Origin of the sequence: Nocardia nepalensis, assembly GCF_048910785.1 — a bacterium.
In the GTDB taxonomy this organism is placed as follows: domain Bacteria; phylum Actinomycetota; class Actinomycetes; order Mycobacteriales; family Mycobacteriaceae; genus Nocardia; species Nocardia nepalensis.
On sequence record NZ_JBKBET010000036.1, the window covers coordinates 337,965 to 350,697 of the forward strand.

The 12,733-nt window shown below is 66.0% G+C and carries 11 protein-coding genes; 7 read left to right on the forward strand and 4 right to left on the reverse strand.

What is annotated here, in order from left to right; all coding sequences use genetic code 11:
* Positions 1–28: 28 nt before the first annotated feature.
* Both ACHQ4I_RS31325 and ACHQ4I_RS31330 read right to left on the reverse strand, forming a co-directional pair.
* A complete protein-coding gene (locus tag ACHQ4I_RS31325) occupies positions 29–805 on the reverse strand; it encodes an NAD(P)H-dependent oxidoreductase (RefSeq protein ID WP_420775482.1) in 777 nt (258 codons plus the stop codon).
* 669 nt (positions 806–1,474) lie between these two features.
* Complete coding sequence (locus ACHQ4I_RS31330; protein WP_420775483.1) at positions 1,475–2,833, reverse strand: flavin monoamine oxidase family protein; 1,359 nt, start codon at positions 2,831–2,833, stop codon at positions 1,475–1,477.
* A 178-nt stretch (positions 2,834–3,011) separates the two neighbouring features.
* Between ACHQ4I_RS31330 and ACHQ4I_RS31335 the strand changes: the two genes are divergently transcribed.
* A complete protein-coding gene (locus tag ACHQ4I_RS31335; protein WP_420775484.1) occupies positions 3,012–3,566 on the forward strand; it encodes a TetR/AcrR family transcriptional regulator in 555 nt (184 codons plus the stop codon).
* Here ACHQ4I_RS31335 and ACHQ4I_RS31340 read toward each other — a convergent pair.
* Together ACHQ4I_RS31340 and ACHQ4I_RS31345 are read right to left on the reverse strand one after the other, a co-directional pair.
* Positions 3,536–4,222, reverse strand: coding sequence for a transporter (locus ACHQ4I_RS31340; protein WP_420775485.1), 687 nt, complete (start codon positions 4,220–4,222; stop codon positions 3,536–3,538). The two genes, ACHQ4I_RS31335 and ACHQ4I_RS31340, sit on opposite strands and share 31 nt — an antisense overlap.
* Before the next feature lie 8 nt (positions 4,223–4,230).
* Entirely contained in the window at positions 4,231–5,484 is a 1,254-nt protein-coding gene (locus ACHQ4I_RS31345) for a saccharopine dehydrogenase family protein (RefSeq protein ID WP_420775486.1), read from the reverse strand.
* A 515-nt stretch (positions 5,485–5,999) separates the two neighbouring features.
* Between ACHQ4I_RS31345 and ACHQ4I_RS31350 the strand changes: the two genes are divergently transcribed.
* The 6 genes from ACHQ4I_RS31350 (at position 6,000) to gndA (ending at position 12,685) form a co-directional block, all read left to right on the forward strand.
* Positions 6,000–6,866: a helix-turn-helix transcriptional regulator gene (locus tag ACHQ4I_RS31350; RefSeq protein WP_420775487.1), complete on the forward strand. Its 867-nt coding sequence runs from the start codon at positions 6,000–6,002 to the stop codon at positions 6,864–6,866.
* A 67-nt stretch (positions 6,867–6,933) separates the two neighbouring features.
* Complete coding sequence (locus ACHQ4I_RS31355) at positions 6,934–7,788, forward strand: tryptophan 2,3-dioxygenase (RefSeq protein WP_420775547.1); 855 nt, start codon at positions 6,934–6,936, stop codon at positions 7,786–7,788.
* Positions 7,789–7,864: 76 nt separating this feature from the next.
* Positions 7,865–8,722, forward strand: coding sequence for a PaaX family transcriptional regulator (locus ACHQ4I_RS31360; protein WP_420775488.1), 858 nt, complete (start codon positions 7,865–7,867; stop codon positions 8,720–8,722).
* 367 nt (positions 8,723–9,089) lie between these two features.
* Entirely contained in the window at positions 9,090–10,802 is a 1,713-nt protein-coding gene (locus ACHQ4I_RS31365) for a flavin monoamine oxidase family protein (RefSeq protein ID WP_420775489.1), read from the forward strand.
* Between the two features lie 111 nt (positions 10,803–10,913).
* Complete coding sequence (locus tag ACHQ4I_RS31370; protein ID WP_420775490.1) at positions 10,914–11,069, forward strand: hypothetical protein; 156 nt, start codon at positions 10,914–10,916, stop codon at positions 11,067–11,069.
* Between the two features lie 170 nt (positions 11,070–11,239).
* A complete protein-coding gene (gene gndA, locus ACHQ4I_RS31375; protein ID WP_420775491.1) occupies positions 11,240–12,685 on the forward strand; it encodes an NADP-dependent phosphogluconate dehydrogenase in 1,446 nt (481 codons plus the stop codon).
* Positions 12,686–12,733 lie beyond the last annotated feature (48 nt).

The window sequence follows — 12,733 nt, forward strand, 5'->3', positions numbered from 1 at the left end:
TAGGCCGATTCGGTTCAGCGGTGTCGGATCAGGCGCGAACGTGCAGTCCGAAACCGGTGCGACCCTTGGGTTCCAGACCTTCGCGCAGGCGCAGGGCGGGCAGTTCGTAATCGCCGCTGTTCTGGGGGCGGAAGGGGATCGGGTCGGTCTGTTCGAGCGAGAGCAACCGCTGCTGCCAGGCCTTGGCGGCGTCGGTGAAGTCCTCGGGTGATAAGCGATCCGTGCCGTAGGTCACGAACGGCGGCAGCACGTCCATGCCCGGGTAGTAGAGGATGCCGTGCTGGATCGGGAACAGCAGATCCTCGATGGGGCCGTTGATGCCGCGGTCGGTGTAGTGCGGTTCGCGGCCGCCGATCGTCACCGCCAGCATGGCCCGCTTGCCCGCGAGGGTGCCCTCGCCGTAGCGGTCGCCATAGCGGGTGTCGTTGTGCTCGCCGACGCCGTAGGCGAAGTGGTAGGTGAAAACCCGGTCGAACCAGCCCTTGAGGATCGCGGGCATCGAGTACCACCACAGCGGGAATTGGAAGATCACCGCATCGGCCCAGCGCAGTTTTTCCTGCTCGGCCGCGATTTCGGCGGTGAGCGTGCCGGTGTCGTATGCGCGACCGGAGTCCTCGACGACCCGCAGCGGACCGCTCGTCCCGCCGAAATCGTCGGCATCCACTGCCGACTTCCATCGCATCGCGTATAGATCGCTGACCCGCACCTCGTGCCCGGCCTCGCGCAGGGTGGTCACGGCGATGTCCTTGAGCGCGCCGTTGAGTGAGCGTGGCTCGGGGTGGGCGTAGACGATGAATGTGCGCATTCGCTGCTCCTTCGGATCGGATGTCTTCGATCTTGGGAGCCGACCCGGCCGCCGTTCAGGGACGCTTCTTCCATCGGACGCGACTTCCTGGTATCGACAGGACCACCATCGCCCGCCCAGCCCTGGCAATACTGAAGGGATGATTCGACAGTATGTTCGACTAACGTGGGTCAGGTCCCGCCTCCACTAGGGGGTGTATTGCCGCCGAGATGAACCGAATGACCACCTGGCTTACGGGATGGTGTAACGGTTAGCCGACCTACTTTCAGGTCAACGAATATTCGGCAGAGGACGTTTCCGCGAACCGGCCCTTCGGAGAGCGGAGTTGGGCGGCGGCGCGAGTGGATCGCGCCGCCGCCCGTACTGCGGCATCAGTTACTGATGCGGCCGTGAATCCGACTATGTGGTGGAACTGCGGATGGCGCGGCGGGCGGCGATCGAGCCGAAGGTTCTCGGTCGGCGAGGAAACCTTCGAGGGCGAAGGTGGCGGCGCCGAGGCTAGAGGGGTTGTTCCAGATTTGCCGGTCCGATCATGGCGGCCGCGGCCGAACATTCCATAGTGCCGAGTTTCGCGCATATCCTCCGTTTGGTGATTGAAGCCGGATTTGTGCTGTAGGTACCAGCGGCTGGTGTGCTGTCGATGGTGGCGCGGAGGGCGATGGCGCCGGGTCAGTGCGACCGGCCCAGGCTTGCCAGGACGGCTTTCCCTGCTTGTTCGCCGGATTCGGCGGCGTCGGCGAGTGAGGGCAGTTCGAGCTGGTAGTCGCCGGCGAGGTAGATGTTTCCGAGTGGGGCGCGGAGCGCGGGAAGGGACGCCTTTCGCCCGGCTGCCCAAAAAGGCACCACCCGATGGTGTCGTCGCACGATGCCCTCGCCGAGCTTGCCTTCGAGTTCCGGGAATACTGTGGTCAGGTCTTTCGCAAAGCGTGACACGACCTCCTCGTCGGACAGCTCGAACAGCGTGTCGGCGTGCGCGCCACCCGCGAAACAGGCCAGTGCGCCACCGGGTTTGCGGTCGTCGCCGGTGCGCATCGCCGCGGCGTGGTTGAACATCGCCTGGAACGACAGCTGCGGAGTCGAGACGCCGAAGTACTTGTCCCAGCGTTGCGGGCCGACCTCGTCGGTGAAGAATCCGACGACCATATAGCGGCCGTAGGCGATGTCATCGAACGCGTTCCGATATTGATCGGGGAGGTCCGGGATGATCCGCTCCGTGATGTCGGCGGGTGTGGTCACGATCGCGCGCCGGGCTCGAAGACGCTTGGGTCGATCGCCGTCGAGGTAGTCGACGACGACGCTGTCACCGTCCTTGCGGACCGACCGCACCACCGAATTCAACCGGATCCGGTCACCCAGATCAGCCGCCAGCACATCGGTCAATGTCTGATTGCCGCCCACCGGCAGCGAGAAGTTCGGAACCTTCTCCGGGTCGGTCAATGCGATGCCCACCGACGTGACGAACTGGGTGGCGGCGGTTTCCCGCACCTCGCAACCCATCCACTGCGCCGACCAGGAGCCGACGATCTCGGCGGCCAGTTCGGACCGGACACCCTTCAGCAGATACGACGCCGATTTGGCGTCGAGCTTCGCGCGGACCCTCCGGGCGAGACGACTCTGCGATTCCAGGAACGGGGCGACCGCGAAGATGCGCGCGCCGACGACGGCCATGCCGACCCGATCCATGAACGACATCCGCGTCCGGAACATGAGAGCGAGGGGATTCGCGGTGTCGACTAACCCGCCGTTGAGGTACAGCGCGACGCTCTTGCCCGCGAGCGAGCCGCGTTCGATGCCGTGCCGGTCGAGGGCGTCGATCAGCGCGCCCGTGCCCTCGGTGAACTGGGTGCCGACATTGATCCAGTAGTCGCCCTGCCGGACGGTGTCGACTCGCCCGCCCGTGCGATCGCTCGCCTCGAGCACCACCACGTCGGTCTCTCGCGCCAGTGTGGTCGCCGTGGTCAATCCCGCGATTCCGGCGCCGACGACGACTACCTCGGCGGTTTCTTCGTGCACTTCGTGCGATGTCATAGGGACTCCTGAAATGGAATTCGAATCGAATTCGACTTTAAGGACGGGTGTGTTCCCTGTCAATCGTTGGCAGGGTCGCGCGCCGCTTTTGTTACGATCTCGAATCGTGTTCGAAAATCGGCTGACTTCACGGGCGTCCGCTCGCCCCGCTCCGGTGCAACGCCGTGGTGTGGAGCGTGTGCAGGCTATTCTCGATGCCGCCGAGACCCTGCTCGCCGAACAGGGTTATGCCGCGGCCACGCTCAAGGCGATGGGCGAGCGCGCCGGCATCCCGCTCGCGTCGGTCTACCACTACTTCGCCGACCGCAGCCAGGTCGAAGCCGAACTTGCGCAACGGCATATGCGTCAACTCGACGCCCGCATCGCCACGGTGCTCGAGTCCGCCCCCGGCACCCTGGAGGGTGTCTGCGATGCCGTCATCGACCTGTACCTCGGCTACTTCCGCGAGCATCCGAGTTTCGCGGCGCTCTGGTATGCCGGGCGCAATTCGACGCTGGGCGAGCTGGCCGGAACGTTCGACGTGGCGCAGGCGGCGCGGTTGTGGCGGCATCTGGTGGACCGGGAGCTGCTCCGGCCCGATACGCCGGAACTCGTCGTCGAGCTGGCGTTCGAAGCCGGTGACCGGCTCTTCGACGTCGCGTTCCGGAAGTCCCAGACCGGGGACGACGAAACGATCGCGCAGGCACGCCGATTGGTCTCGGTCTACCTGGCGAGCTTCGCGCCGACGGCTTGAACCCGGTCACCACTGTTCCGCAGCAGCGCGCGAAAGCCGTAGTAGTACACGATCATCTGGCAGGCCCATGTGGTGAGGGCCAGGATGTAGAAGGTCGTGTGGTGGTCGTCATCGCCGGGAATGCGATAGAAGTCGTACATCCCGGCGATCGCGGCTGCCACGACCGAAACGGTCGCAACGGCGATCGCGTGACGGTGTTCTCCGATTCTCCAGAGCCGCCAGGCGAAGTAGAGAAGGAACAGCGTGGTCAGAGCGTTCATCGCGACATAGAAGACCGCCCCGGCCAGACCGAGGTCCTCGGCGAAGAAGGACATGACCAGTCCACCTGTGATGGCCAGTCCGAAGACGCCGATGTCGGTGGCGAGCGATGGCTTGTATCCATGGGTCGCCTGCATCAAACCCAGCACGAGAATCACCGTGATTCCGACCGATCGGGAGAACGCGTCGAAGAAGAACGCCAGGTGATACATCGGACTGTCCTCGCCAGCGCCGACCAGCCCGAAAACGAGGAAGTTCGTGCCCGAACTGGCGACGATGATCCATTCGAGGCCGAGCAGATAGTTGCCGTAGTTCCGGATGAACTTCCACCCGTAGGTGAATCCGGCGACGATCATGAACAGATCGGCGAGTGCGTACAACGCTGTTTTGATATCCATGACCACCCTTAGTGCGAGACCGCGAAAATCTCGTCGCGCGGGGTGCCGACACGTTCGAGGGCCTTGTAGAACCGCTCGGGCTCCGCCCAGTCCTCGGGAGTGAAAACGCCCGCGCGAGTTCCGGGTTCTTCGTCGAGAGCAACCACCATGAACGCGGCGCAGGCCGTGCCTGTCGCGGCGGCCATATCGGTGAACAGATAGGTGCCCGGACCGCTGACCGGGGTGCGACGTTCGACCACTGTGGGCAGGCCGTTTCGGAGGCCGGTCACCTCGACCTTCAGCGCGGACTTGTGAGGGAAGGTATGGCCCACCGCCGCCATGGCGAGGAACTCGAGCAGCTCACCGCGCGTCGCCTCACCGGTGCGCACGAGGTTCCGCAGGCCGGACAGGGCGTACCGCCACCCCTTCACACTGCCGAACTTGTTGGCCATCAGTGCTTCCAGGTGGTCGATGGCCTTCTCCATGGGCATCTTTCCCGTTTGCACAGCCAGGCCGACGCCGCGGATCATGCCGTTGTAGCCCGCCGGATCGAGCCCGCCGAAACAGCGAATGTTCTTGGCATTCGGGTACTTTCGCGGCAAAGTCACCGGTTCGGGGTGTGCCGTCTCGTGCACCATGGTCAGCCCCAGTCCCGCACCGAGCTCGGTCCAGCGGGTCTCCACCCAGGACTGATGCAGGACCGGTCCGCCATTCTCCCACGTCATGCAGGGGCCAGCGGCGACACGCAGCATATGGTCGAGCACCGCGCGCCCGACGGATCCACGCTCGTCGCCGACCACCCAGTACACGTCGATGTTGTCGACACGATCCAGTTCGCCCGCCGCGTCGGCCACCAGCACGTTGGTGAATCCGGGTGACGCACCGCAGCCGATGTACATGGGAACCCCTGCCGCCCGGGCGTCTTCGTGCAGGGACAACGCGTGCAGGGTGCTCTCGATGTCGTCGTCGAAATCGAGATAGGGCACCTTGGCTTGCAGGCACGCCTCCATCACCGGGCCCGCGGTGCGGTTGTACGGCCCGGCGCCGAGCACCACGAGAGCGGCTCCTTCGATGGCGGCCCGTAGCCCTTCCCGGTCGTAGAGGTCGAGCCGCGCGGCCGTCGCCAGTCCGGGCGGCAACCGTCGCACCAGCTGTTCGAGCAGCTCGGGGCGGATGTCGTACAGCGCCAGTTCCCAGTCCCCGTCGGCGACGGCGAACCGTTCGATGGCGAGACGACACATCTCTCCCGCCGCTCCGATGAACACGATTCGTTTGATGCCCATGGGCGTACTCCTGAGGGTCGAGGGCCACTGAGAGGCCCGAATGTCTCGTACTCGAATCGAGTTCGAGTTTGCATAGATTAGAGCTGAAACGGGTTCGCCGCTACCCATTCCGATCGATATGTGCGACCGCATATTCGAGGTGCCCATCAGTAGGCTGGTGCACATGGTGCCCGCCGTCGTGAGGGCCACAGTATCGACTGCGACAGTGACCGGGGTCATAGCGCCCATGTCCGGGATGAATCGAGAGAGGTGCCGATCGTGTACGACTACGTCGTCGTAGGCGCGGGGTCCGCGGGATCCGTGCTGGCCATCGCGACGCGCACGCCCTTCAGAGTCGCGGGGACGTTGATCATGTCCGACTCCTTCCGGATGACTGAGGGTGACCTCTAGAACACAGGTCCGAGGCGCTTGGGAGCCGACCCGGCCGCCGTTCAGGGACGCTTCTTCCATCGGACGCGACTTCCTGGTATCGACAGGACCACCATCGCCCGCCCAGCCCTGGCAATACTGAAGGGATGGACGATCTCTCCGACTTCCTGCGCACACGGCGATCCAGGGTGGATCCGGGATCCGTCGGCATTGCGGCCGATTCACGCCGCCGAGTGGCCGGATTGCGCCGTGAGGAGGTCGCGCATCTGTCCGGGGTGAGCGTCGACTATTACGTGCGCTTGGAGCAGGGGCGGGCCCGGCAGCCGTCCGGGCAGGTGCTCGATGCGCTGGCCCGGGTCCTCGGCCTCGACGAGGTGGAGCGCGAACATCTGCACCGGTTGGCCCGGCGCGCGCAGCGCCCGGCGAAGTCGGCGCCGAACGTCCGCATCCGCCCCGAGTTGCGGCGGGTGCTCGATCTCATCCCCGACGCGCCCGCGTTCATCGTCGATCACCGCCTCGACGTGGTGGCGGGCAACCCGCTCGCGGAGCTGTTGTACGGGCGCAGCCCGATGAAGGGCCTGAATATCGCCCGGCAAATCTTCCTGGACGATGACGGCCGCTCGCTCTACGCCGAATGGGAGGTCTGCACCCGCGACACCGTCGGCCACCTGCGCCTGGCCGCGGGCAAGTATCCGGACGACCCGAAGCTGTCGGCCCTGATCGGCGAACTGGCCGTGCACAGCGACCGGTTCCGCAAGCTGTGGGCCCGCGCCGACGTTCGCTCCCGCACGCACGGCCGCAAGGCCTTCGCCCATCCCTTGGTCGGCACCCTGGACCTGCACCAGGAAAACTTCGCCCTCCCGGAGGAAACCGGCACCGAACTCATCGTCCTGTCCGCCGAGCCCGCCACCGAATCCCACGACAACTTGCGCCTACTGGCGAGTCTGGGTGCGACGGATGCCCAATGTCGGGCCACGCCCGACACCGACGGGGCCCGTCGCGTAGAACAGTAATATGACATAAATCTCGCGGGCGTCACGATGATGCAATACGGTGAATCGGACAGGAGAACGGGGCCCGTTGATGACCGAACGCGACGCACGCGCACTCGAACGCGACATCGTCACCGATTTCAGCTCGCGGATGAGCTACAGCGCCTACCTCGATCTCGACACATTGCTCAGCGCACAGCATCCGGTCAGCCGACCGGAGCAGCACGATGAACTGCTGTTCATCATTCAGCACCAGACCACCGAGTTGTGGCTGAAGCTGGTGCTGCACGAATTGCGCGCCGCACGTGCGGCTTTCGGTGCCGACGATGTCGGGGTCGCGCTCAAATGTATTGCGCGGGTGAAGCACATCCAGAAGACGCTCACCGAGCAGTGGTCCGTGCTGGCGACGCTGACGCCCACCGAGTACGCGCAGTTCCGCGACTTCCTCGGGAACTCCTCGGGTTTCCAGTCCCATCAGTACCGGGCCATCGAGTTCATCCTCGGCAATAAGAACGCCGCCGTGCTCCGGGTCTTCGAATCCGATGCCGCCGCATACGACGAGCTGAAAGCGCTTTTGCGCGAACCGACCCTCTACGACGCATTCTGGCGTCACCTCGCCCGCACGGGGCTCGACGTGCCCCGCTCGACGCTGGACCGCGACGTCACCGAGCCCCACCTGCTCGACCCCGAACTGCTCGCGTTGGTGCAGTCCATTTACGAAGCCCCGGAAGAACATTGGTCCGTCTACGAGACATTCGAGGAGCTCGTGGACCTCGAGGAGAACTTCCAGCTGTGGCGGTTCCGGCATCTGCGCACGGTGCTGCGCGTCATCGGCAGGAGAGGCGGGACAGGAGGATCCAGCGGCGCCGGATTCCTGCAACGCGCACTCGAGCACACCTACTTCCCCGAACTGTTCGCCGTACGCACTTGGACCGGAAGCTGATCTGGATGGCGGTTCTCGCCTATCGAGCCGAGTCGGTGGCTCGGCACCACCCACCGACCATTTGAATCGATACGCGATGACTACGGACAGACAGCCCGCGCTCGCGGGCGCTGTGCTCGACGACATCGACGCGCGGCCCGGCAGCGCGACATCCCTGGCCCGCACGGTCCTCGGCGCGTATGTGCGCGACCTCGGCGGGTGGATCGCGATCGCTGACCTCACCGAATTGCTTGCCCTGCTGGATGTTCCCGCGCAGAGCACCCGCACCGCGATCACGCGTCTGAAGGGCAGAGGTCTACTCACCTCCGAAAACCGTTACGGGCGAGCAGGTTATGCACTGACCGACGCCGCGCTGGCGATGTTCGAGCGCGGCGACTCGCGGATCTTCGGATTTCGCCAGATGGCCGCGGGTGACGCGTGGCGACTGCTGTCATTCGGCATCCCCGAGTCCGAACGCGCCGCGCGGCACCAGCTTCGGCGACGGCTGTCGTCGATCGGGTGCGGCACCGTGTCGGCGGGTCTGTGGATCTATCCGGAGTATCTGGCGGCGGAGGCCGCCGCGATCGTGGCGGCCTTGGAACTCGACGCATACGTGACGTCGTTTCGCGCCATCGACCCCATCGTGCCGGGCACCCTGCGGGAAGCAGCCGCACGCTGGTGGGATCTGGACGATCTCGCGGCCAGGCACCGATCCTTCTACGCGCGCCACCGCGACATTCTCGACGACCTCGACGACCGAAATGCCTTCGCGCGCTTCACCCCAATACTCGACGAGTGGCGGATCATCCCCTATATCGACCCCGGATTGCCCGAGGAGATGCTGCCCGCCGACTGGCCGGGACCGGCCAGCGTGCACCTATTCGCCGAAGCACGACAGCGCTATCTCGAACCGAGTCGGCGATGGGTGCGAGCGTTGGTCGACAAGATGCGGTGAGACCGAGAAGAATCACCCCGCGGCGCGAGTCGGATTCACAAGTCCCAGGGCGGAGTTGGGCCGATAGACCCCCCAGCACCTGGAACACCGCCATCAGCAGCGCACCCATGAAGGCACCACCGATACCCGCCTGGACATGTGCCGGCACAGGGTCCCCGGCCTGGGCAGCGGATCCGCGGGCCCGCGCGATCGTCGACGGCGAGGACCTGGCCGCGGTCGAGAAAACGATCCGGTGCACCGCGCCGTTTCGGCGTGTCTGCCTCGGAGGACTTACAGTTCGGATTCTTTGGCAACGGGGAACGGTGGTCGGGAAAGGAGTGCGGTGCCGGAGAGCAGAGTTTCTCGGCGTAGCGTGTTGACTTCCGCGATGGCTGCGGGTGCCTGTATCTCCGGGGCGGTCGGGGTGACGGCGTGTGGGGCCATCGCTGCCGATCGCGGCCGCGACGGCAGCGAAGCTCTCGCCCGGGAACTGCTGGGTGTCGACGACAAGGGTGAGGATCTGCAGCTGACCTATCTGCGGACCCTCATCGACACCGGACTGGGCCGGGCGGACACGCCCAAGCGGGTCATCGTCGTCGGAGCGGGAGCCGCGGGACTGTGTGCCGCGAAGCTGCTCGTCGAGGCCGGGCATCGGGTCACGGTGTTGGAGGCCAACGCGAGTCGCACCGGCGGCCGGATCAAGACGCTGCGCGGCGTGTTCTCCGATCCCGCACTGTACGCCGAGGCCGGAGCCATGCGTCTGTCCAGCGCGCACCCGATGGTGCTGGCGCTGGCCGACAAACTCGGCCTGCGGCGCCGACCGTTCTATGGATCGGATGTGCTGCCGGAAACCCCGCGGTCACCTATCGCCGCTCCGGTGACCTATCACTCGTTCACCGGCCAGCGATGGGGCGAACCGTCCGAGGGTCGGTACTCGCCCGCGCCGCCGGCGGGCCGCAGCTTGATCAGGGTGAACGGCCGCACCGTCACCCGTGCGGAGTACGCGGCGAACCCGGGTGCGGTGCACGACGGTTTCGGAGCCGGCCTGGCCGCGACCAGCCACGCGGCCCTCGATGCCGCGCTCGGCCGAGTCGCGGTGCCGACCGATCAGCCGATCGAGCGGCAGATCGACGGCTGGGCCGAGGTGCTGCACACCTACCGCGATCATTCGCTGCGCCGCTATCTCGAGGAGCAACGCTGGCCGCGGTCGTATCTCGACGCGGTCGGCACCCTGGAGAATCTGACGGCCCGGCTGCAGCACAGCGTCATTTTCCCGTTCGTGGACCACAACCTGGTCCCGCACGATGCGACCTCATGGGAGTTGGTGGGCGGCATGGCTGCACTGACCGACGCCCTGACCCGATCGCTCGGATCGGCCGTCCGGTTGGGGGCCCGGATGACCCGGCTGGAACAGACCGATCATGGCGTTCGGGTCTGGACAACCGCCGAGACCGGCGACGAACATTCCGACGGTCGTCCGGTCGATCCGATCGAATCCTTCGACGCCGACTACGCGATCGTGGCCATCCCGCTGAGCGCCGCCAGGTTCTGCACATTCGATCCGCTGTTGTCCTATGGCAAGCGTCGCGCTATCGCCGAATTCCATCAGGACGCCGCGACGAAGATCTTCGTGGAGTTCAGGTCTCGCTTCTGGGAACAAGGGCCGGGCGGGTTCCGTGGCGGTAGTTGCCTGACCGACTCGCCCAATCGGTCGGTCTATTTCCCGTCTCATGTCGAGGGCTCCGACGGCGGCGTGGTGCTGGCCTCCTACACCTGGTCCGACGACGCGATGCGCTGGGACTCGCTCACCGACGGCGAACGTATCGACTTCGCCCTCGCGGGCATGCGCGAGCTGTTCGGCAGCCGTGTCGACGCCGAGTTCACCGGCGTGGGGATCTCGCAGAGCTGGCTGCGCGGCCGCTACGCGATGGGCGAGGCGGCCTTTCCCACGCCTGGCCAACTGCACGACCATCACGCTGCCGTCCGGTCGGTCGAGGGCCGGGTGCATTTCGCGGGCGACCACACCAGCCTCAACACCGCATGGGTCGCAGGCGCCGTCGAGAGCGGCGTCCGCGCCGCACTCGAAGTACACCGGCGTTGACCCATTGGTACGAGCCCGAGGTCAGATCGTGACGACTGGTGCCTGCAGCTCGGCCACCGACTCGTCCGGATTCTCCGCAACATGACGCCTTCGAGTGTCGACCCTCACACGGTGGCAGGGTCAAGAGTGGCAGTGCTCGAACACAAGCTCGCGCAACCGCCCACCGATGCGCTGGCCGCGATCCGTTCCATGTTCACCCACCCTGACGACAACACTCCCGGCAAGCTCGCCTACGCGTTGGAATACCGGGCACGTCAACACCGCTGACCAGCCCAGCCCCGGTCCGGCACGGTGAACCAGCAACCGTGTCGGCGTTCCCCGCGTTCGACCGCGATGGTGGCACGGTCGAACCCGGGTGGCGGGCAGGGGGCGTGGTCGGGGGTGACTAAGCTTCGGGCGGTAGGTAACAACGCCTGTCGAACGGAGAGGGCTGATTCATGGCGTCCGCAACAGCATCCGCACAGATCGGAGTTACCGGCCTCGCGGTCATGGGTAGCAATATCGCCCGCAACTTCGCCAAGCACGGCTACACGGTGGCACTGCACAACCGCAGCATCGCCAAGACCGACGCGCTGCTGGCCGAACACGGCGGCGACGGCAACTTCGTGCGCACCGAGACGATCGAGGAGTTCGTCGCCGCTCTGGAGAAGCCGCGCCGGGTGCTGATCATGGTCAAGGCGGGCGATCCGACCGACGCCGTCATCGAGGAACTGGCCGCCGCGATGGAGCCGGGCGACATCATCATCGACGGCGGCAACGCCCTCTACACCGACACGATCCGCCGCGAGGCCGCCATGAAGGCACGCGGGCTGAACTTCGTCGGCGCTGGCATCTCCGGTGGTGAGGAGGGCGCACTCAACGGCCCGGCCATCATGCCCGGCGGCCCGAAGGAGTCCTACGAATCCCTCGGACCGCTGCTGGAATCGATCGCGGCCCAGGTCGACGGCACCCCGTGCTGCACCCACATCGGCCCCGATGGCTCCGGACACTTCGTCAAGATGGTGCACAACGGCATCGAATACGCCGACATGCAGCTCATCGGCGAGGCCTACCACCTGTTCCGCGACGCGCTCGGCTTCGACGCCAAACAGATCGCCGACGTATTCACCCAGTGGAACTCCGGGGAACTGGAGAGCTACCTGGTCGAGATCACCGCCGAGGTGCTCAACCAGGTCGACGCGAAGACCGGGCAGCCGCTCGTCGATGTCATCGTCGACGCGGCCGAGCAGAAGGGCACCGGTCGCTGGACCGTGAAGTCCGCACTCGATCTCGGCATCCCGGTCACCGGCATCGCCGAGGCGGTCTTCGCGCGCGCACTGTCGGGCTCGCGCGCCCAGCGCAAGGCCGCGGTCGGTCTGGCCGCTGGCAAGCTCGGCGAAAAGCCCACCGACGTAGCGCAATTCACCGAGGACATCCGCCAGGCGCTCTACGCGTCCAAGATCGTCGCCTACGCCCAGGGCTTCGACCAGATCGCCGCGGGCAGCGCCGAATACAACTGGGACCTGCACCCCGGCGACCTCGCCACCATCTGGCGCGGCGGCTGCATCATCCGCGCCCGCTTCCTCAACCGGATCAAAGAGGCCTACGACCAGAACCCGGCCCTGCCGAGCCTGATCCTCGCGCCGTATTTCCGCGAGGCGATCGAGACGGCCATCGACAGCTGGCGCCGCGTGGTGGCCACCGCCACCCTGCTCGGCATCCCGGTGCCCGCGTTCGCATCCTCGCTGTCCTACTACGACGCCCTGCGCGCCGAACGCCTCCCGGCCGCACTCACCCAGGGCCAGCGCGATTTCTTCGGCGCGCACACCTACGAGCGGATCGACGCGCCGGGCAAGTACCACACCCTGTGGAGCGGCGACCGCAGCGAGGTCGCCGCCGACTGAGTTCGATCGCGCCAGCGCGCATACCCGGTCCGAGGTGCGCGCTGGCAT

Bases quoted from the DNA above. Each gene is read 5' to 3' on its own strand.
- ACHQ4I_RS31325 (WP_420775482.1), bottom strand. From the start codon at position 805: ATGCGCACATTCATCGTCTACGCCCACCCCGAGCCACGCTCACTCAAC.
- ACHQ4I_RS31330 (WP_420775483.1), bottom strand. From the start codon at position 2,833: ATGACATCGCACGAAGTGCACGAAGAAACCGCCGAGGTAGTCGTCGTC.
- ACHQ4I_RS31340 (WP_420775485.1), bottom strand. From the start codon at position 4,222: ATGGATATCAAAACAGCGTTGTACGCACTCGCCGATCTGTTCATGATC.
- ACHQ4I_RS31345 (WP_420775486.1), bottom strand. From the start codon at position 5,484: ATGGGCATCAAACGAATCGTGTTCATCGGAGCGGCGGGAGAGATGTGT.
- ACHQ4I_RS31350 (WP_420775487.1), top strand. From the start codon at position 6,000: ATGGACGATCTCTCCGACTTCCTGCGCACACGGCGATCCAGGGTGGAT.
- ACHQ4I_RS31360 (WP_420775488.1), top strand. From the start codon at position 7,865: ATGACTACGGACAGACAGCCCGCGCTCGCGGGCGCTGTGCTCGACGAC.
- ACHQ4I_RS31365 (WP_420775489.1), top strand. From the start codon at position 9,090: ATGGCTGCGGGTGCCTGTATCTCCGGGGCGGTCGGGGTGACGGCGTGT.
- gndA (WP_420775491.1), top strand. From the start codon at position 11,240: ATGGCGTCCGCAACAGCATCCGCACAGATCGGAGTTACCGGCCTCGCG.